Annotated in this window: 15 protein-coding genes; 6 read left to right on the top strand and 9 right to left on the bottom strand. The window is 65.7% G+C overall.

Translation table 11 applies throughout. From position 1 onward, the window contains the following. The first annotated feature begins 22 nt into the window (after positions 1–22). Complete coding sequence (locus AC5P99_RS15080) at positions 23–1057, top strand: methionine synthase (protein ID WP_012480323.1); 1035 nt, start codon at positions 23–25, stop codon at positions 1055–1057. Here AC5P99_RS15080 and AC5P99_RS15085 read toward each other — a convergent pair. From AC5P99_RS15085 to AC5P99_RS15100, 4 genes are all read right to left on the bottom strand, one after another. Further along, on the bottom strand, positions 1014–1583 hold the full coding sequence (locus AC5P99_RS15085) for a hypothetical protein (RefSeq protein ID WP_239503523.1): 570 nt from the start codon (positions 1581–1583) through the stop codon (positions 1014–1016). The two genes, AC5P99_RS15080 and AC5P99_RS15085, sit on opposite strands and share 44 nt — an antisense overlap. An 84-nt stretch (positions 1584–1667) precedes the next feature. Next, the gene (locus AC5P99_RS15090; RefSeq protein ID WP_164221258.1) at positions 1668–2480 is read right to left on the bottom strand and encodes a S1 family peptidase; all 813 of its coding nucleotides are present in this window, start codon (positions 2478–2480) and stop codon (positions 1668–1670) included. A 245-nt stretch (positions 2481–2725) separates the two neighbouring features. After that, positions 2726–3874 (bottom strand): serine hydrolase domain-containing protein, encoded by a 1149-nt coding sequence (locus AC5P99_RS15095; protein ID WP_043033420.1) that lies wholly within the window; start codon positions 3872–3874, stop codon positions 2726–2728. Positions 3875–4002: 128 nt separating this feature from the next. Then, on the bottom strand, positions 4003–5007 hold the full coding sequence (locus tag AC5P99_RS15100) for an extracellular catalytic domain type 1 short-chain-length polyhydroxyalkanoate depolymerase (protein WP_049450726.1): 1005 nt from the start codon (positions 5005–5007) through the stop codon (positions 4003–4005). A gap of 196 nt (positions 5008–5203) precedes the next feature. Between AC5P99_RS15100 and AC5P99_RS15105 the strand changes: the two genes are divergently transcribed. Genes AC5P99_RS15105 through AC5P99_RS15120 form a run of 4 tightly spaced genes read left to right on the top strand, consistent with a single transcriptional unit; the run spans position 5204 to position 12152 of the window. Beyond that, a complete protein-coding gene (locus AC5P99_RS15105) occupies positions 5204–7402 on the top strand; it encodes a TonB-dependent receptor (protein WP_239667432.1) in 2199 nt (732 codons plus the stop codon). Positions 7403–7434: 32 nt separating this feature from the next. Then, on the top strand, positions 7435–8313 hold the full coding sequence (locus AC5P99_RS15110) for an alpha/beta fold hydrolase (RefSeq protein ID WP_495213294.1): 879 nt from the start codon (positions 7435–7437) through the stop codon (positions 8311–8313). Next, the gene (locus AC5P99_RS15115) at positions 8310–8786 is read left to right on the top strand and encodes a MaoC family dehydratase (RefSeq protein WP_049450730.1); all 477 of its coding nucleotides are present in this window, start codon (positions 8310–8312) and stop codon (positions 8784–8786) included. Before AC5P99_RS15110 ends, AC5P99_RS15115 begins: the two co-directional genes overlap by 4 nt. Before the next feature lie 36 nt (positions 8787–8822). Further along, complete coding sequence (locus AC5P99_RS15120; protein ID WP_108269839.1) at positions 8823–12152, top strand: hybrid sensor histidine kinase/response regulator; 3330 nt, start codon at positions 8823–8825, stop codon at positions 12150–12152. 4 nt (positions 12153–12156) lie between these two features. Here AC5P99_RS15120 and AC5P99_RS15125 read toward each other — a convergent pair whose 3' ends face one another. Then, positions 12157–12831, bottom strand: coding sequence for a response regulator transcription factor (locus AC5P99_RS15125; RefSeq protein ID WP_049452421.1), 675 nt, complete (start codon positions 12829–12831; stop codon positions 12157–12159). Between the two features lie 129 nt (positions 12832–12960). Here AC5P99_RS15125 and AC5P99_RS15130 point away from each other — a divergent pair, with 129 nt between their 5' ends. Further along, entirely contained in the window at positions 12961–14607 is a 1647-nt protein-coding gene (locus AC5P99_RS15130) for a fatty acid--CoA ligase (protein ID WP_164221254.1), read from the top strand. 19 nt (positions 14608–14626) lie between these two features. Here AC5P99_RS15130 and AC5P99_RS15135 read toward each other — a convergent pair whose 3' ends face one another. The 4 genes from AC5P99_RS15135 to AC5P99_RS15150 all read right to left on the bottom strand — a co-directional run bounded on the left by AC5P99_RS15135 (position 14627) and on the right by AC5P99_RS15150 (position 21062). Next, a complete protein-coding gene (locus AC5P99_RS15135) occupies positions 14627–15226 on the bottom strand; it encodes an NADPH-dependent FMN reductase (protein WP_099531332.1) in 600 nt (199 codons plus the stop codon). A gap of 215 nt (positions 15227–15441) precedes the next feature. Further along, positions 15442–16860 (bottom strand): wall associated protein, encoded by a 1419-nt coding sequence (locus AC5P99_RS15140; RefSeq protein WP_495213295.1) that lies wholly within the window; start codon positions 16858–16860, stop codon positions 15442–15444. A gap of 464 nt (positions 16861–17324) precedes the next feature. After that, entirely contained in the window at positions 17325–18068 is a 744-nt protein-coding gene (locus AC5P99_RS15145) for a FadR/GntR family transcriptional regulator (protein ID WP_057501701.1), read from the bottom strand. Between the two features lie 102 nt (positions 18069–18170). Next, positions 18171–21062 (bottom strand): TonB-dependent receptor, encoded by a 2892-nt coding sequence (locus tag AC5P99_RS15150; RefSeq protein WP_108269834.1) that lies wholly within the window; start codon positions 21060–21062, stop codon positions 18171–18173. Positions 21063–21085 lie beyond the last annotated feature (23 nt).

Raw genomic sequence — 21085 nt, forward strand, 5'->3', positions numbered from 1 at the left:
CGCCCCCAGGAAACCAGACGCAATGTCGACGAAGAAACTGCTTCCCACCTCCACCGCAGGCAGCCTGCCCAAGCCCTCCTGGCTGGCCGAGCCCGAGAAGCTCTGGTCACCCTGGAAGCTGCAGGACGACGGCCTGACTGAAGGCAAGCAGGATGCACTGCGCCTGTCCCTGCAGGAGCAGCAGCACGCCGGCATCGACATCGTCAGCGACGGCGAACAGACCCGGCAGCACTTCGTCACCACTTTCATCGAGCACCTCAGCGGTGTCGATTTCGAGAAGCGCGAAACGGTCCGCATCCGCAACCGCTACGATGCCAGCGTGCCGACCGTGGTCGGCGCCGTGAGCCGTCCGAAGCCGGTGTTCGTCGAGGATGCGAAGTTCCTGCGCCGCCAGACCACGCAGCCGATCAAGTGGGCCCTGCCCGGCCCGATGACCATGATCGATACGCTGTACGACGCGCACTACAAGAGCCGCGAAAAGCTGGCCTGGGAGTTCGCGAAGATCCTCAACGAGGAAGCGAAGGAGCTGGAAGCCGCTGGCGTCGACATCATCCAGTTCGATGAGCCGGCCTTCAACGTGTTCTTCGACGAAGTGAACGACTGGGGCGTGGCCGCGCTGGAGCGTGCGGTTGAGGGCCTGAAGTGCCAGACGGCGGTGCACATCTGCTACGGCTATGGCATCAAGGCCAACACCGACTGGAAGCAGACACTGGGCTCGGAATGGCGGCAGTATGAAGAATCGTTCCCCAAGCTGCAGACCTCAAGCATCGACATCATCTCGCTGGAATGCCAGAACTCGCACGTACCGATCGACCTGATCGAACTGGTGCGCGGCAAGACGGTGATGGTGGGCGCCATCGACGTAGCCTCCAATACGGTGGAAACGCCGGAAGACGTGGCCAACACCCTGCGCAGGGCGCTGCAGTTCGTGGATGCCGACAAGCTCTACCCGAGCACCAACTGCGGCATGGCGCCGCTTGCGCGGGAAGTGGCACGCGGCAAGCTGCGCGCGCTCAGCGAAGGGGCCAGGATCGTGCGTGAGGAGCTTTCGGCGTAATCCTGGCTGGGGAGGTGTTCCCGTTTCGGTGCGGCCAGGATGGATTCTGGCCGGGTACAGACCAGGTTCCACCTCGTCCCTGCACCTCGGGTCTGGCGGCCATCACGCGCGGCCGTGGCGCCAGCGCTTCCTTGATCCGCCCCATCTCGCTTGCGCCGGCCTCGGCCAGGCGCCGGGCCTGCTGCCGCTGCTTCCGCGTCAGTGGCGGCGCGGACACGGCGCCCGATTCGGGCGCGCTCTGCACCAGTCGGGCGACGGCGTCACGCAGTGGCAGTTGTGGGCAGAGCCGCGCCGCGCACCAGCGCTCGGCGTAGCGCTTCGCCTGGCGGGCGCTGGCGACGGACACGACCTTGCTCTGTGACATCCTGCGTGCGTCCAGTTTCAGGCGGAACCCGAGCACGGCATGCGGCACGATACTGGCCACCGAACGGCCGTTCCACCACAGATCCCAGCGCTCACCGCTCTGCACCCAGCCGGACGGCCGGGTGACGATCATGAAATCTGGACGGTGAAATGATGAGCCCATGATGGGAAGCATACGAACGCCCGTCGCACCGGCTGAGATCAGGGCAACGCCCCCCCTGCACTGCTACGCCTCCACGAAAAGCAATCAATGTGACGCGTCACGGCTGATGCTTTCGATCCAGTCGATGTAGCGCGATACGCGAACGTTGTAGACCACCTGGCCATAGAACCCCGCCTCGAACGCATGCTCTGGAACCGCAGTGATCCACGAACCAAGCCCCACCAGCTGCGGCGTTCCGTGATCATCAATCACCAGCGGACCGCCGCTGTCACCGTTGCCGAGAACCCCCTCCAGCGGCAGGGCCTGCGGTGGCGGATCGAACCGGTACCAGAGATACCGTTCGTTGCCGCCGGTAATCGCGTTGAATGCCCGCCGCAGGGTCGTGCGATGCGGGCCGCCCGGCACCAGCCCTACGACGCCATTGCCGGTAGCCCCCTTTCCTATCAGGGCCGCGATCTGCGCGACTTCGGCAGCACCGCGATAGAGCGCTACGGGCTGTACATCCTTTACAGCAGTCGCAAGCCTGATCAGTGCGATGTCATCCGATGCTGCCAGGAACGCGTGGATCCTGGAGGGATTTCCTGTCGCCAGCGCCTCCTTGCCCAGGGCCTCCGGCATTCTTCTGAAACCGGGATGCACGAAGACGCGCTCGACCGCATAGGCGCGTCCATTGATGGAGATGGATTCTTCCATCCCTTCCATGGGTGCCGCATGCGCTGCGGTCAGTACCCAGCGCGGGGCGATGAGAACGCCATGTCCTTCACCCGGCATGTCAGCCAGCGCCGGGAAGACAGAGGCATCGATCTGATACCGGGCGTCGTCAACGTCATCACGGATGACCACGGCACCGGCAGTGAACGGGAGCGCAGCAAGCGCCAGGAAAAGCCAGCGGTTCATGGGGTCGTCATCCCTGCGGTCGATCGCTATAGCCTAGCCGAGGGCATTGCCGCGGCGCAGACCATGCGACCAACGATGATATCCAGCGACGAACGCCAGGAATGCGAGCGCAAAGCCCTGCGGCCGACAGCCGCCGGGGCCGAGCAGTCTGTCCAGATCGGTTCCAGGCTTGTCCGACACGTCGTCCTGCGAAGCCACATTGGTGCACGGACCGGGCCGCGTGGGCCCGAGCCTCAGCGGGCGGTTCAACGCGCCGCGATTCTCCCGACCAGGGTATCGATCGCCGCCTCCATGGCACGCGCGGTCCGGTCGCCGCTCTGGTTGGTGATCACGAAGATGCCCAGATCGTGCTCAGGCATGATGTAGATGTAGCACTGCGAGCGTGGAACGCCACCGTGGTGGGCGTAATAGACACCCTTCTGGCGATCGCCAGCGACGATGTTCCAGAAATAGCCGATGCTGAACTCGTCGTCGAATCTGGCCAGAGTGCGATGCGATTCCTGCACCACCGGGCCGTTGGCCAGCTGGAACTGAAGGTATTTCACCATGTCGGGCACTGTTGCCTTGACGTTGCCGGAAGCGCCCCATGGCAACTGTGGCATCGGCGAGGTCGGCACCGGATTGTCGCTGTGGTAGCCGATGGCAAGACGGTCTTTTTCCGCATTCCCCAGCTTGATCCCGATGCTGGTCATTGCTGCGGCGTCGCTGAAGAAGCCACGCAGCAATGACGTGTAGTCGGTCTTGTAGACGCCTTCCAGAATGTGGGCCGTCAGCTCCGTCCCAGCACTGGAGTAGGCGTACTCTTTCCCGGGCATCCGTGGGATCCGCACGGCGTGCAGATCCCGCAGGAAATCCGGCTTGCCGTAATGCGCATAGAGGGCACTGAGTTCACCGGGCACGCGGTGATCGGTGAAGTCCTCCAACACGGTGTTCGCCCGCTCCGGCAGCATGTTCGGCAGGCCACTGGTGTGTGACAGCAGGTGACGGACCCGTATGGGCTGGCCCTGGTACTGCAGGTTCGGATAGTCGCCCTGCAGGTAGCTGCGAACGTCATCCTCCAGGCCCACCCTGCCCTCAAGCACCGCACGGGCCATCAACGTGCCCGCCAGGGTCTTGCTCAGCGAGCCGATCTCATACAGCGTTGCGTCGGTCGGAACATCGGGCTTGCCGGCTACCATCTCGCCGCGGTGACGGATGAAGGTCTTGCCCCGGTACACCACGCCGATGGAGGCCGAGTGCAGCAAAGGCTGTTCAATCAGGGCATGGGCCGCCTCGTCGACCGCCGCCCCCACATCGTTCGGCGGTGCCTTCCTGCCCTCGCAGCCGACGGCAAGGAGCACTGCGGATAGCACGACGGCATTGAGCCATTGCCGGTTTCGGGCAGTCGTTGACATGGATTCCATGCGCCGGCGCTTGAAGGTCGTGGGAACGGGCGCTCACGATAATCGATTGCCATGAGCGGCTGAAGGTGCCATCCGGCACCTCCAGTCGCGCCCCTCCCTGGAAGGCCCCCTGCCCCCCGTCAGCGCTGGTAGTCCTTCAGGAACAACCAGGTGATCAGCGTGGCGTCCGGCCCCTTCGGGTCGGTGAATGGCAGGCCCGACTGGCTGCCGCTCCAGGCATGCCCCATGCCCTGCACCACGTAGTGCTGGACCAGCGTCCTGCCACCGTAGGCGTAGGTGTCGACGGTATACCCGCGGCCGCCCGGCACCTGTCCGTGATAGGTGCTGGTCGGCACGTACTTCACCGAGTCGTTGTCCAGGCCGTCGTCGGCCAGGTCATTGGTCTGCAGGAACTGGCGCACGGCCTGCTGGCCGTTCACCGGATTGACGGTGAGATCGGCGCTGCCATGGAACACCAGCACCGGCAGCGGTCGCGGCGACGGCGAACCCGAGCACTGCCACGCCAGGCGGCCATTGCTGTCCGGCGAATAGATGCTGCCGGCCAGCAGTGCGTAGGCGCTGCCGGAAATCGTGGTCGCGCCCTTGAACATGCCACCGGAGTGGATGGCACCGGCAGCGAACACATCCGAATAGCAGGCCAGCATGATCGAGGTCATCGCACCACCTGCCGAAATGCCGGTGACATAGACCCGGCGCGGATCCACGCTGTAGTCCGCTTTCACCTTGTCCACGATGCCGGCCAGGATCGACGCTTCGCCGCTGTCGCGGGCCTGGTTGGTCGGCAGCTGCCAGTTCCAGCAGCGGGCCGGATTGGAGGTGACGTTCTGCCGGGGGTAGACCACGATGAACCCTTCGGTGTCGGCCACATCATTGAAGCCTGACGCCTCCCCCATCAGGTTGGGCCCGTTGACGCAGCCGTGCAGCACCAGCAGCAACGGTAGCGGCTGCTGGTCGTCGTAGCCCGCCGGCACCCACACCTGGTACTCGCGGGCGCCGAACAGATTGCCGTACAGGCCAATGTCCCAATGCCCGGCCGGGCCTGCGGCAAGGGCACTGCCCGCCATCGCCAGCCAACTGCACAGCACCAGCAGTACAACCTTGATCGAATCGATTCCGGATTTCATGGCCAGATCCTCATGCGTGAGTCGTGGATGAAGTGGTACCGGGACGCGCTTCCGGCTGGGGGCGCGCCCAGTATCCGCATCCAGCGGCCGCTGCCGACTGGACCTAGGTCCACTCGCCGCTGCGTGATGACACCGCTAGCCTTGGCTGCAGGATGGCAATGGGCCATCTGCAAGCAGCTGCCTGGGGGAGGACCGAATGAAACGGAATTGCCTGAGTCTCATGATCGGCGCATTGCTGGCCTCCGGGCCGGTACTGGCACAGGAAACGCCCCAGGCCACGCCGACGGCGGCCAGGACTGCATCACCCACCAACCTGGACAGCATCAAGGTCACCGCGCGCAAGCGCGAGGAAACCCTGCAGGAGGTCCCGGTAGCGGTTACCGCATTTACCTCCGAAGCGCTGGACAAGATGAATGTCCAGGACATCAGCGACCTGGATGCGCAGGTGCCCAACCTGACCATCTACGCCGCCCGCGGTGCCAGCAGCACGGTCACCGCCTACATCCGTGGCATCGGCCAGTCCGACCCCACCTGGGGCGCCGATCCGGGCGTGGGCATCTACCTGGATGACGTCTACATCGCGCGCCCGCAGGGTGCGCTGCTGGATGTGTTCGATGTCTCGCGCATCGAGGTGCTGCGCGGCCCGCAGGGCACGCTCTACGGCAAGAACACCATCGGCGGCGCGATCAAGTACATCTCGCGCGGCCTGCCGACCCAGACCGAGGGCTTCGCCCAGGTCACCGTGGGCAACTACAGCCAGTTGGATGCCAAGGCAGCCATCGGCGGTCCGATCGGCGGTGCTGACAGCGGCCTGCGCGCCCGCGTGGCGGTGGCCAGCATGAACCACGACGGGTTTGGCGAGAGCACTTTCAACGGCCAGCCGGTCAGTGACAAGCAGATCAACGCGGCACGCCTGAACCTGGGCGCGTATGCGGGCGACGACTTCGACGTGCAGTTCGCACTGGACTGGATCGACGATCAGTCCGGCATGCGCGGCTCGAAGATGCTGGCACCCAATCCGTTCCTGCGCGCCTACCCACCGATGGACAGCCGCTATGACATCCGCTCGGGCATGCGCAACCTCAACAACGTGGAGAGCAAGGGCGCCTCGGCCACGGTGAACTGGCGGCCGAACGAAGACATCGCGCTGAAATACGTGGTCGCCAAGCGTGAGTCGGACAGCGAGGCCAACATCGACTTCGATACCGCCCCGGTCAAGCTCGCCGACGTGGGTGGCACCTACCACGACGACCAGGTCAGCAACGAAGTGCAGTTGAACTACGATGCCGGCGGCCGGGTGCGCGGTGTGGTCGGCCTGTACCAGTTCAGTGGCGAGGCTGGCGGGCAGATCCAGAACAACTACTTCAGTGCCCAGTTCGCCGACAACCAGGGCAAGGTGCTGACCGACAGCATCGCGCTGTACGCGGACTGGACCTTCGACCTGACCAGCAGACTGAAGCTCGATGTCGGCGCCCGCTACACCGACGAGGACAAGCGCGCGATCGTGCTCAACCGCCTCTACGCCGACCCGGGCTTCAGCCGGCCGGTGGCGGTGACCGCCGATTTCGACAAGAAGACCAATTTCAGGAACGTCTCGCCCAAGGTCTCGCTGGACTACCAGATCACTCCGGACATCATGGTCTATGGCCTGGCGACGCGTGGCTTCAAGTCCGGCGGTTACAACATCCGCGCCAATGCGGTGGCGGTACCGCGCTCGGCGGAGCCGTTCGATGACGAGACCGTGGACAGCTATGAGGTCGGCAGCAAGATGGCCTTTCTCGACCAGCGCCTGTTCCTGAACCTGTCAGCGTTCTACAACAAGTACAAGGACATCCAGCTGTCGGTGTTCACCGGCCTGGATACCAATGGCGATGGCATCGATGATTCCTTCTTCGGCGATTTCACCAATGCCGGGGCCGGTACCGTCAAAGGCCTGGAGGTCGAGTATCAGTACCTGCCCAGCCAGCACTGGCTGATTTCCGGCAACCTGGCGTGGCTGGATACCAGATACGACGAGTACATCGACCGCGGCATCAACGTGGCCAGGCAGATGAAGTTCACCAATGCCCCGGAGTTCTCCGGTGCGTTCAACGTGGAATACCGCACCGACCTGGCCAACGGCAGCAACCTGTCGGCACGGGTGAGCTACAGCTACCAGAGCGAAGTGTGGCCGACCACCGACCTCAGCCCGGTGATCCGCCAGCAGGGTTACGGGCTGGTCAATGCCGGCGTCATCTGGCGCCTGGATGATGCGTGGACCTTCTCGCTGCAGGGCACCAACCTGGCCGACAAGGAATACCGCACTACTGGCTACAACATTCCTGCAGTCGGCACGCTGATTGGCTTCTATGGTCCGCCCCGCCAATATAGCCTCAGCGTCCGTTACGATTTCTAGCGCATCCGTTACGATCTTCAGGAAGCTTCTGCATGACGCAGTCTTACGACGACCTGTACTGGAACAGCGACGATGGCCTGCGCCTGCACGCGCGCGACCATGCAGCGGACGCCCGGCAGGCGCCCCGCGGCACCGTGGTCTGCATTCCCGGCCTGACCCGCAATGGTGCCGATTTCGATGCACTGGCCGAAACACTCACCGCCGAGGGATGGCGCGTGATCGCCGTCGACCTGCGTGGCCGCGCCGGTTCAGAACGTGCGCATGATCCGTCCAGCTACAACCCGCGCACCTACGCAGATGACATGGTCGCGCTGCTGCGCGCGCAGAACATCGACAAGGCGATGTTCGTCGGCACCTCACTGGGCGTGCTGGTGACCATCACCCTCGCTTCGCGCGCGCCGGAGCGGATCGCGGGCGCGGTGCTCAACGATGCCGGCCCCAGGGTGCCGCGTGAGGCGCTGGCACGGATCGGCAAGTACGCCGGCAAGCCGATACCGCCGATGGACCTGGTGCAGGCCACGGCCTACGTGGAATCCATCGGCAAGGCTGCGTTCCCGCGCTTCAGCGCCGACGACTGGCGGCAGATGGCGGTGCGCACCTTCCGCCCGCGCAGCGATGGCCTGCTGGAACTGGACTACGACCCGGCAGTGATCCGCACCACCCGGCCATGGCTGCTGTGGCTGTTGCGTCCCCTGCTGTGGCGTGCGGTTCGCGGGCTGACCGCCCGGGTGCCGGTGCTGGTGGTACGCGGTGCGCTGTCCGACATCCTGCCGGCCGATGTCGCTCGGCAGATGGCGGCCACCTCGGAAAGTGCCCGTCTGGTGGAGGTGCCCGATGTCGGCCACGCTCCGATGCTGTCCGAACCAGAGGCGCGTGACGCGATCCTTGCCTTGCTGGAGCGTGTGGTGTGAGTGCGGACAGCGAGCTGCCTCCCGCCCTGCAGGCGGTGCAGCAGTGGGCCGCCAGTGAGCGGCTGAGTGGCGTGACCTGCCTGGACCAGGCGCGCATCGATGCCTTTGCCGACGCCACCGGCGACCACAACTGGATCCATGTCGATCCAGCGCGGGCGCAGGCGCAGATGCCGGGCGGCCGTACCATCGCACACGGCTTCCTGCTGCTCTCGCTGACGGTGGAGGACGATGTGGCCGCCCTGGCCGGCTTCCCCGGCATCGCCCATGTGCTCAACTACGGCTTGAACAAGGTCCGCTTCCTGGCGCCGGTGCCGAGCGGGTCCGAGGTGCGGGTACGCTCGCAGTTGGTATCACTGGATGCGCGCCAGCCCGGCCAGTGGCTGCTGATCCAGCGCAAGGCCGTCGAGCGGGTCGCCGATGGCGAGCTGGCACTGGTCGCTGAGCAGCTGTCACTGATCGTGATCACGCCCTAGCACCACCCCGCCCGATTCTCTCCCTACACTGGAGCGATGTTGACGCCCTCCATCGTCCTCTTCGCCTGCATTGCATGGACCGCACTGCTGTTTGGCGTGGCGCTGTGGGGCGAGCGCCGGGGGCACCGGCTTTCGAAGGCATGGCCGCTCATCTATGCACTGTCGCTGGCCGTGCACTGCACCGCGTGGACCTACTACGGTGCGGCCTCGCAGGGGCGGCAATGGGGTTTCCCCATTCCACCAACCCTGGCCGGCATGGCGCTGATCTTCGCGTTCGGCCTGCCGTTCCTGCTCCGCCTCGGGCGGCTGGCCAAGCAGCACAACAGTGCCACCATCGCCGATCTGGTCGTTGCACGACTGCGTGCCGATCGCGGCCTCGGCTTCACCATCACCCTGGTGGCGCTGTTCGGCATCATCCCGTACATCGCACTGCAGCTGAAAGCCGTCAGCCAGGGGCTGGGCACCCTGCTGGGTGATGGGTTCGCGCCTGCCGGTGCGCAGCTGGACATGTCGTTCTGGTTCGCGCTGACGATGGCCGCGTTCACCCTGCTGTTCGGTGCACGCAAGGCCTCGGCCACCGAGCCCAACCGCGGCATCGTGGTCGCGCTGGGCCTGGAGTCCGTATTGAAGCTGGTGGCGCTGCTGGCCATTGGCCTGTATGCGGCGTTGTCCGTACACAAGGCCGGCACACCGCTGCTGGAGAAGATGGCGCAGCTGCCACCACCGGCCATCGTGCCGGACTATCTCACCATGGTCGCGCTGGGGGCGATCTCCGCGTTCACCCTGCCGCACCAGTTCCATGTTGGCGTGGTCGAGCTTCGCCAGACATCGGACCTGAAGACGGCACGCTGGATGTTCCCGGTCTACCTGCTGCTGATCGGCCTGCCGTCGGTGCCGATGGCATTGGCCGGCGCCGCGCAGCTGCCGGCCTCGGTATCGCCTGACCTGTACGTGCTGGCGCTGCCGCAGGCCGGCGGCCATCATCTGCTGGCGCTGCTGGCCTATCTGGGCAGCCTGAGCGCGGCCACCGGCATGATGATCCTGTCCGGGCTGACGCTGTCGATCATGCTTGGCAACCATGGATTCGGTTCGCGCCTGCTCGGTGGCATCGGGGGCGGCGTGGCCAATGCCGATCTGCGCCCGCGCGTGCTGGCGTGCCGCCGTGCCGGCATCCTCGCCGTGTTCCTGATGTCGTGGCTGTACAGCCGCGCGATGAGCGACACCGAGGCACTCAGCGATTTCGGCCTGATGTCCTTCACCGCCCTCTCGCAGCTGGCACCGGCTGTGCTGCTGGCGGTGTATCGCCCACGTACGCCCTCCGCGGCCATCATAGCCGGCATCGTGCTGGGCTCATTGGCCTGGCTGTGGCTGGTACTGCTGCCGATGGTGATCCCGGCCGCGACGCCGTCGGTCAGCGCCGACGGGCTGCACTGGTTGGCGGTGGTCTCGCTGCGCGTGCAGCCGGGGCATATCGCCATCAGCATGGGGGCCAGCCTGGCGGTCAACCTGCTGACCGTGGCCCTGGTGTCGCGGGCCGTGCGTCCGTCATTGCCGCGGAGGCGGGATGCGGTGGCTGCGGCGTCCCTGCGCAGGACCGCCGGACGCTTCCTTGGCCAGGAGCGTGCGCGCCAGCTGCTCGAGGGCCACGCCGGGCAGATGCTGGATGACGACCGGGTCACCGCCGTCGAGCGTGAGCTGACGGCCGTGGTGGGCGCAGGCATGGCACGGCTGCTGGTCGAAGCCGCACGCGAGGGCGGCGCCGCGCCGCTGGATGCGGTGACCCGCGCCGTCGGCGAAGCTACCCAGGTGCTGCGCTTCAACCAGCGACTGCTCGAAGCCGCGCTGGAGAACATGAGCCAGGGCATCAGCGTGGTCGATGCGCAGCTGCAGCTGGTGGCCTGGAACAGCCGCTACGCCGCGCTGTTCAAGTTCCCGCCGGAGCTGCTGCAGGTCGGGCAGCCGGTGGTCAACCTCACGGCGTGGGCACTGGGGCAGCTGAAGATCGGCGATGGCCCCGGCGACACGCCCACCAGGGCGTTGCAGCGCCGCGTCGCGCACATGCGCCGTGGCACGCCGCACCTGTCGGAACGGATATTTCCCGATGACACCATCGTCGAGATCCGCGGCAACCCGATGCCGGGCGGTGGCTACGTGGCCACCTTCACCGATGTCACGGCGTTCCGCCGCGCGGAGGATGCGCTCAAGAGCAGCAATGAAACGCTGGAACGCCGCGTACAGGACCGCACCGCGAGGCTGCAGCAGGCGGTCCAGGAGGCCGAGCGCGCGAACGCGGCGAAAACCCGCTTCCTGACGGCGGTCGGCCATGACCTCATCCAGCCCCTGCATGCGGCCCAGCTGCTGACCGAGGCGATGTCGCAGCACATCGAATCCGAGTTCCTCGACAGTTTCCTGCAGCAGATCCGCGGCGCACTGGATTCCACCGATGACCTGCTGTCCGGCCTGCTCGATATCTCGCGACTGGAAGCCGGTGGGTTGGTGGCCGATCCGCGCCCGTTCGCGCTGTCGACAGTGCTGGATCCGCTCGCGCAGGAGTTCGCGGTGCTGGCGGCGGCGCGCGGCCTGCAGTTCCGCCATGTGCGGAGCCAGGCCTGGGTCCATAGCGATCCCCTGCTGATGCGCCGGGTGCTGCAGAACTTCCTGGCCAATGCCATCCGCTACACCCGCCATGGCGGTGTGTTGCTGGGTGTGCGCCGCCAGGGGCAGGCACTGATGATCGGCGTGCATGACACCGGCCCCGGCATTGCTCCGGAGCAGCACGCGGTGGTGTTCGAGGAGTTCCACCGGGTCGATCGCAGCAACGGCCAGGGGCTGGGACTGGGCTTGACCATCGCCCACCGCATCGCCGATCTGCTGCATGCACCCTTGCACCTGCGCAGCGTGCCCGGGCACGGCTCGGCCTTCTCGATCAGCGTGCAACGCGCAGCACCGCCTGTGGCCCCGCGCAGTTCGGCACCGACGGGTGGCAGCAACGCCCTCAAGGGTTTCCGCGTACTGGCAGTGGACAATGACCCGGACGCGCTGGAGGCGATGCGGCAACTGCTGCGTTCCTGGGGCTGCGACGTCATCGCGGCAGGCAGCGCCGATGCCATCGGGCCCTCAGCGCACGAGGCGGCGCTGTGGCTGTTCGACTATCACCTGGATGACGGCGATACCGGTGTTGCGCTGTGGCAGCGGCTGGCGGACATGCATGGACCGCGACCGACGGTGATCCTCAGTGCGGATACCGGCAGCGATACACGCGAGGCGGTGCGCGGCGCTGGGCTGTCCCTGCTCAACAAGCCGTTCAAGCCGTTGGCGCTGCGCTGGGCGATCAACCACCTGCTGGCGGCCACTGCCACGCGCTGACCGTTCAGGGCTCGGGCAGCTCTTCGATCTGCCGCGACGGATCGGCCAACCCCATTTCGTGCAGCACGCGGATGGCCTGCGCACGGTTGCGCACGCCCAGCCGCTCCATGATGCGTGTCATGTGCGCCTTGACCGTGCGCAGCTGTACGCCCAGCCGGTCGGCAATCTGCTTGTTGAGCAGGCCCTCGGCCACCAGCCCCAGCACTTTGTATTGATGTGCGGACAGGCTGGCCAGGCGTGCGGCCAGGTCGGCATCCCTGCTGAACGGCGCTACCCGCGCCACCGGCTCGCGCAGCAGCGCCGGGATCCAGCGTTCGCCCTCCAGCACGGACTGCAGCGCGGACTGCAGCTCGTTCAAACCCGAGCTCTTGGGCAGGTAGCCCGCGGCGCCGAGGTCGATGGCGCGCCGGATCACCTGCGGCTCCTCGTTGGCGGAGACGATGATGATCGCCAGGCCCGGCTGCAGCGCACGAATGGTCGCCAGCCCGGCCAGCCCATGGTTGCCCGGCATGTGCAGGTCCAGCAGCATCAGGTCGATCGACTGGTTCTCGATCGCCTCCAGCACGCTGTCCAGTGAATCCGCCTCGCTGATCTGCAGATCGGCGACCGCCTCTTCCGCCGCGCGATGCAGTGCCGCACGGAACAAGGGGTGATCGTCGGCGATGAGCAGGGTTGGCATGTCCTGGCGAGATTATCAAATCGGCTGCGCGCGGGAACAGGTACCTAGGTACGCTGGTACAGCAGGAAGGGCTTGATAGTGTGGTGCGGAGAAGGCCGGCGACCGCAACGCCGCCCACGAGGAAATGCCATGTCATCCGCCCCCACTCCCGATGCCCATGCCTATCCACTGCTGATCAAGCAGCTGCTGCTGATGCCGCTGGCGGTGAGTCCTGAACAGGAAGTCGTCTATGGCGATAGGGTCCGATTCGATTACCGCACCCTGCAGGCGCGCATCGGCCAGCTGGCCGGCCTGTTGACCTCGTTGGGCGTCGGCCACGGCGACACGGTGGCGGTGATGGACTGGGACAGCAACCGCTACCTGGAGGCCTACTTCGCGGTTCCGATGATCGGTGCGGTGCTGATGATGGTGAATGTGCGCCTGGCCCCCGAGCAGATCGCGTACACGCTGAACCACAGCGGCGCGCGGGTGATCCTGGCCAACCGCGAGTTCCTGCCGCTGCTGGACGCCATCGACGAGCAGCTGCCGGACCTGCGCACGCGCATCCTGCTGGACGATGCCGGTGGCCCGCTGCCGCCAGGCTTCGCCACCGAGTACGAAGCGGGGTTGCGCGGTGCCACGCCGGTCGGCCGCTTCCCGGACTTCGACGAGAATGCCCGTGCCACGGTGTTCTACACCACCGGAACCACCGGATTGCCCAAGGGGGTCTATTTCAGCCACCGGCAGCTGGTGCTGCATTCGCTGGCGGCGATGGCCGCGCTCGGCGGCGCACCTCGCCAGGGCCGCCTGCATCGTGACGATGTCTACATGCCCATCACCCCGATGTTCCATGTGCACGCGTGGGGCCTGCCCTACGTGGCTACCGCGATGGGCATCAGGCAGGTCTATCCGGGGCGCTACCTGCCTGCGAAACTGCTGGCGTTGATCGCCCGCGAAAAGGTGACCTTCTCGCACTGCGTGCCAACCATCCTGCACATGCTGCTGGAGCACCCGGACGCCGCGCAGACCGACCTGGAGGGCTGGAAGGTGATCATCGGCGGTGCCGCGCTGCCCCGTGCCCTGGCGCAGCGCGCACTGGCGCGGGGCATCGACATCTTCGGCGGCTATGGCATGTCCGAGACCTGCCCTCTGCTCACCATCGCCCAGATCGACGTGGACAGCGTGACCGATGCCGACGAGGTGCTGTCACTGCGCACCAAGGCCGGCATTCCGGTGCCGCTGGTGGACCTGCGCATCGTCGACCCGGACATGGGCGATGTCGTCCACGATGGCGTCGCCACCGGTGAGGTGGTGGCGCGCGCCCCCTGGCTGACCCAGGGCTACCTGCACGATCCCGAGGCTTCGGCAACGCTGTGGGCGGGCGGCTACCTGCACACCGGCGACATCGGCAACATCGACGAAGCTGGCTACCTGCGTGTCACCGACCGCATCAAGGACGTGATCAAGACCGGGGGCGAATGGATCTCCTCGCTCGCGCTGGAAGACATCATCGCACTGCACCCGGCGGTCAGCGAGGTCGCGGTGATCGGTATCGCCGACACGAAATGGGGCGAGCGGCCATTGCCACTGGTGGTCAGGAAGCCGGGAAGCCATGTGGCCGAAGCGGAGATCATCGAACTGGTCGCGGCGCGCAGCCGTTCCGGAGACATCTCACGCTATGCGATCCCGGAGCGCGTGAGCTTCGTGGATGCAATCGAGCGGACCAGCGTGGGCAAGATCAACAAGAAGAAGCTGCGCGGGCTGCATGATCCGGTCCTTGGCACCGGCGGGCGATGACGGCCTCTGCCGGCACCGCTCAACCGCGCGACGACCCACCCTGCAGCAGCTGGACCCAGCTCTGGAATCCCTCCAGGAAGCGCTGCAGGCGCTTGCGCGTCGCCGCGTCGAAATCTTCCGCGTCATCGTCGTAGGCGGCCGCTGCTTCGGCCACATAGAGCTGTGGCGAGGCCATGGTCAATGCGCCCATGGCGGTCAGTGTATGGCGCAGCTGCGACTGTGCCAGTTTGGTGCCCCAGCGGCCCGGCGTAGCGCCGATGATCGCCACCGGCTTGGCCGAAAGTACCGTGCGGTACTCGGCATCGTCGCGGGACAGCCAATCGAGCGTGTTCTTGAGTACGCCGGGCAGTGACTGGCTGTACTCCGGCGTGGCGATCAGCACGCCGTCAGCGGCCGCAATCGCCGCGCGCAGGCGCTTGACCCCGGCAGGGCCGGCCGGGTCGGCGGCTTCCAGGTCTTCGTCGAACAGCGGAATATCGGCGATGGTGTCATGCACGGTCAGCAGCAGGCCCGCAGGCGCGGCGCCTGCTGCTGCCCTGACCAGGCGCCGGTTGTAACTGTTGCTGCGCAGGCTGCCGGCAAACGCCAGGATGTTCAGCGGTGGAGGGGTGTCGGACATGCGGGATTCCTCGGATGCGTCGGTGCGGGGTCACGGGACAGACACCGACAGCACGGGTGGGCCAGGGCCAGACTGGATCTGCAGAGGATCACGGTTCCGGCGGTGTAGTGCCTTCGTCCTTGCTGCTCCCTTTTCCAGGGCGAACAGGGCGCGGCGGGGCAATCCAGCACGTGCCACTGCCCGCGTTGCGGCCCCTGTCCTGCCACATCGTACGCCTACTGCACGGGCTGGCTGGCTTCAGTGATGGACACAGGTCGTGCCATGCTGTCGAACGTATTGACCTTCCAGATGTAGCGTACGCCATCCTGCTCGATGACCTTCTGCAGCAACGGTATCTGCTTGGCTGCGATGATTCCGCTGGCACGCTGATATGCCGGTCGCCCGGCCAATGCCGGATAGCTGCCGGAAGCGTCAAGCTGATAGCTGAGGGTGGTGGCGCGGCCCGGCTGGACCGAGGAAAGCAGATAGCCTTCGTCCACATTGAATCGATTGCCAAAGGTGTGCCGGGTGGTGACGCCCTCTGCATCCTTGACGTCCACCCACTTCGTGGCCGGCGAATTGGCCTGGCACAGTTCCTTGCTGCCGTCGGCATAGCACCCGTTGGCCGGGCCGTAACTGTAGGCCCACGTATAAGGCTGGTCGATGCCCGGCCCGGTGACTGTCCTGGAAACCAGCGACCACGTGTAGTACCTGGCGGGCGTGTATTCGATCGAGTCGAGGAACCCGCTACCGGTGCTGTCGGCCATATTGCAGCCATAACGCGCCCACGAGCGGCCATGCAGCGTCGGCTCGAAGCGATACTTCGCCACTGCACCACTGGGATGGCGGATCGAACCGGAATGGCCGTAGGTCACCACACCCGGATTCCGGCAGAAACCCCGCTCTGCGGGAACGGCACCGGCAGCCATGGTGCCTACGTTGAACCCCGTAGTCTGCCAGTAGGACTGGTCCGGGAAGGTGACCTTGTAGCCACCCACCACGGTACCGTAGGTCCACGTCCTCCCACCCGCACGGACCGCGCTCACTTCGCTTGGCAGCGTGCTGGGCGATCCAGCCGTCCACTCGAGATCGACGGTGCGGCCATCGTTGGCTGCGATGCGCAGCAACTGCCGTGGATTTGCCGGATCCCACGTGTAGGTCACCGAATTTCCAAACCGGTCTCGGGCACTGGTCGGAAGAATATGGAACTCCTGCCGGAAAAGAACGAACTCGAACTCCGTAACCGAGCCGAAGTTTCCCCGCGAGTATCCCTTCTTGATCAATGGCGGTCCGCTGCCAAGGCTGGCCATATGATTGAGCGTGTAGGTGATGCCGGCAGGCGTCGTGACTTCGAAGCCCTCACCTGCCCCATCGTCCATGGCGACGCAGCGGATGACATTGCCGCTCTTGGTTCGCATCGGGTACGCATGCCCTGTACTCGGCACCGGCCATTCGTTGCTTTGCGCGAGCAGATCCTCGTCACCGGTCTCTGGCAGGTAGAGCTGCGTTCCATGCCAGAACTCGTCGGAGTTGAAGTACTCGGTGAATGTCCTGGCCCGGTCGGCGTCTGTGCCTTCACCGTGACGATCTCGGTTGGAGGCGGGGTGAACTTCGAACAGCGGTTGAGCGGCTCGGCCACCACGTAATTCTTCCATCCACCCTGGGTGCTGAACGTCCCATGCACCCTGGGCAGGGCCAGGTCCCACACCCCGAACATGCCCAATCCCTGCCGGCCCTGCGCACCTGCCACCAAGCGCCGCTTGATGCCCACCTCCAGCGCACTGTTGCCCGGCAGGTCGACGTCGGTCTGCAGGAATTCCACCGAGCCGGTAAACAGCCCGATCCTTTCCCCGAACATGTCACCGGTATCCAACTGCAGAATCTGCCCGCGGGCATTCAGCGCCGCCGCGTAATCCTCCATCACCGTCGAGCCGCGGTTGGCGCTCGACGCAGGCAGGGCCGTCATACACAGCAGCGCAGCTGCCGCGATCCTTGCGTACATGGTGTCCCCCTCGTCGACGAAGCAGAGCTTACTTCGCGCTCGTCGGCACCGGCAAGGATGATTCCCCGCACGTCACAGCGTCCTGACCCGCCCCGGCGGCCCTGGAAACGCCGTTACTCAGATACGCGTCGTGGCCATGAACCGTTCGCGGTCCTGCTGCGTGCGGCGGCGGATCTCCTCCAGCGCCTGGCTTTCGGTCGCCTGCAGCATGGCTTCGAACAGACGCTGGAAATGATGGCGCATGGCATTGCGCGCGGCCACCGGATCGCGTGCGCGCAGTGCTTCGAAGATGGCCATGTGTTCGTCGGCACGGCTGGCGCCATCATCATGGCAGACCCGCGAATAGACCTCGGTCACCCGCGGCAGTTCGCTGCGCATGCGCCAGATCTGCTGCACGAAGTACTCCACCACCGGATTGCCTGAGAGGCGGGCAATGGTCAGATGGAAACGGCGATCGTACTCGCCGGCTTCCGCGTCGCTCAGGTCGCGACGGCACAGCGCTTCGGCCAGCACCCGCAGTTCGGCGATGCCGGCATCGTCCAGATTGCTTGCCGCCAGAGCGGCGGCCTCGGCCTCGAATACCGCGCGGGCAGCGGTGAGGTCGAAGGCGCTGACATCCGGCAGCCCGCCGGACGCCTGCGTCGGGCGCGGCTTCACATGCACGCCCGATCCGATGCGGATCGCAATCCAGCCCTGTGCTTCCAGTGCAATCTCGGCTTCGCGGATGGTGACCCGGCTGACACCGAACCGTTCGGCCAGTTCACGCTCGCCCGGCAGCCGCGAGCCTGGCGGAAATTCGCCGTCCTCGATCAGCTTGCGGAGCTTGGCAGCGATGGTCTGGTAAAGGCGGTTGGCGGACATGCGGCTGACCCTTGGCGATTCCTTCCCGGTCCCTGCCCTGCCACCGCGGCCGGCAAGGGTCCGGTTGGAGCGACGGCGCGACCGCTGGCCACGCCGCCCTGTTCAGAACTTGTATCGTACACCGAAATACGCACGCCGCCCGTAGGTCACCACTTCGCGGAAGTTCCCATAAAGCGGCTGGTAGGCCACGCGCGGCTCGTTGGTCAGGTTCATCATCTCCAGCGACAGCGACAACTGCTTGTTCACCCGGTAGCGCAGGCGCAGGTCCACGCTGGTGTTGTCATCGTAGTAGCGGTTCTGCTGCGCGGTATTGCCGGTGAAGTCCTGGTAGTAGTGCGAGCGGAACTTGCCGATGGCCTGGATGTTGAAACGTCCGACGTCCCAGTAGATCGAACCTGACAGGACGTGCCGCGAGAAGCCACTGAGACCCGCCGGCGGCACGATCGCCGGAAGGATCGTGCCGTCACTGGCCAGCTGCTCGCCCAGTCGCGAGTCCTGGGTCCGGTAGTCGGCATCGGCGTAGTTGTAACTGACCTTGAAGCCCAGTCCGTCGAACGGCTTGGGCAGGTACGACAGTCGATGGGTGGCGGTCAGCTCGAAGCCGGTCAGCGTGCTGTCCTCGTCGGTGGTTACCTGCTGGCGTACCGGCACGGTCACGCTCTGGCCGTCGATGGTGTAGGTCTCCGGCACCAGCGCAGTGGCGGTGCCGCCGTTGAACTGCTTCCAGTACACCGCGCCGGCCAGCATCGTGTCCGGGTTCGGGTACCACTCCAGTGACAGGTCGCCGTTCCAGGACATCAGCGGCTGCGCGGCGGGGTTGCCGCTGGCGCTGATGTCATCCAGCGCGTCGGCCAGATTGCCGTAGGTGGCATCACTGCTCACGTTGATGGTGCGCCCGGCACCCAGCGCGGCGATGTCCGGTCGCGACATCGCGCGGTATGCACCGACCCGCAGCAACACGTCCGGGCGCAGTGCGAAGACCGCGTTGAGGCTAGGCAGCAGCTTGTCGTTGCCCGCCTTGAACACCTGCGTGCTGTACGCACCGGTGGGTTGCAGGCGGATCGTGCCGTCACCATTGTCCTCGATACGCAGCCCGGTACGCACGCCTTCGGAGCGAACATCGGTCTTGACCCAGCGCAGGCCGAGGTTGCCGGTCACCGGCAAGCCGAACAGGCTGCTGCTGAACTCCCCCATCAGATAGAGCGCGCGTGTCTTCTCGGTGATATCGACATTGTTCGGATCCTGGAAACCCGGATCCAACCCACTGTCGAGGCTGCCACGGAACGACTGGTACAGGCAGTTCGGATCGAAGTACGCCCACGAGGAGATCGTGTTGCCGCTGGCGGCATCCATGAAGTCATCCTGTGGGAACGGCGCGCGGCAGGCCTGGTTGGCGGCGATGATCTTCGCCTTGTCGGCCGCCACGCGCTGGTCGTAATCGCTTACCAGGGTGTTGTCGCGCAGGCGGTAGTCCGCCTGGCTGGCACGCACGCCACCCTTGATACGGGTGAAGAAACCGGACTCGGGCATGAAGCTGGCGTCGAAGCGGCCGGCCTTGATCCTGTGGTCGTTCTCCGTTGCGCTGGAGGTGACGCGCGCCGCGCCGGTGTAGGCGTCCCAGTTGTTGGGGTCGAAGTTCGGCGCCAGCGCGACACTGGGCACTTCGCCGTGCCAGTCCCAGTCATAGTCCACGTAGCCGGTGGCACCACTGCTGATGCCCGGCACGATGGCATTGTTGACGTCGCGCTGGTTGGCACGAAGGCGGGTCATGCGCTCGCTGTCGAGGCGATTGGTGTGCGAGTACGAAAGATCGGTGGACAGTTCCCAGGCCGGGGTCGGTCGCAGGATCAGGTTCAGGCCACCCCCGGTGTACTCCTCGCCACGCCAGTAGCGGTTTGAGGTGGAATCAATCGAGGTGCTGCCATGCAGGTGGCGCACGATGCCGTCCTCGTCCACCTCGCGCCGGGTGATGCCACGGCGGGCGTTGGACAGGCTCAGGTCGCTGCGGTTCTCGTACCAGTTGCGCTCGGTGTGTTCGAAGTCGAGGTTCACTTCAACCACGTCATTGGGCCGCCACTGCAATGCGGCGAACTCGCTCTGCCGGTCGTTACGCTCCTGCTTGAGCCGGTAGATGCGGCTGCTTGGCACAAGGTAGTACGGCGCGCCGTTGGCGATGGCCTTCGCGGACACTTCATTGCAGTTGGCATTGCCCACGTTCTGCGTGCCATCGCAGGCATACCAGGTGGAACCGCTGGTGATGCTCTCTTCCGGGTCGGTGCCGTCCAGGCGCTGGAAGCCCAGCGAGATGCCCAGCTTCTGCCCGTTGCCGAACTCGAACTGGTCGATGTAGCTGGCGGTGCCGCGATGGCCGATGCCGTCGTCGTCGCGGTACTTCTTGTCATACTCGGCCCAGCTGCCGCGCAGGTCCAGCTGCGCCGCACGCTTGCCGTACTCCAGTGGGCGCACTGTTTCCAGGCCGATAGTGCCAGCCACGCCGCCTTCGATGATGTCGGCGCGCTGGGTCTTGTAGATGGCCACCGTATTGATCAGCTCGGCGGGGAACATGTTGAAGTTCACCGAGCGGTCGCCGCTGCCGTTGGTGATCTCGCGGCCATTGAAGTTGGTGCTGCTGAGGAAGGCGCCCAGGCCACGGATGGAGATTTCCGAGGCGCCGGTCTTGTCGCGGGTCGAAGCGGCGCCGGTCAGGGTCTCGATCGCATCGGCCAGCGAGGGCGCCGGCAGGTCGCCGATGTCATCGGCCGAGAGCACGTCGGCAATGACCGTGTCATCGCGCTTCCTGTTGATCGAACTCTGCATCGATTCGCGGATGCCGGTGACCTGCACCTGGTCCAGCGTGGTGGGATCCTGCCCTGCCGCGTCCTTGCCGGATTGCGCCTGGGCCGTGGGCAGCCCCGCCAGCACGGCGAGCAGCGCCACGATCAGGGGTGTGGGGGACAACGAGATGCTGTGCACTGCTCCGGCGGGTCGCCGCATGGTTTCCTCCTCCCAAAGGATCG

The sequence above is a fragment of the Stenotrophomonas sp. YJH_SMC_80 genome, assembly GCF_059372495.1.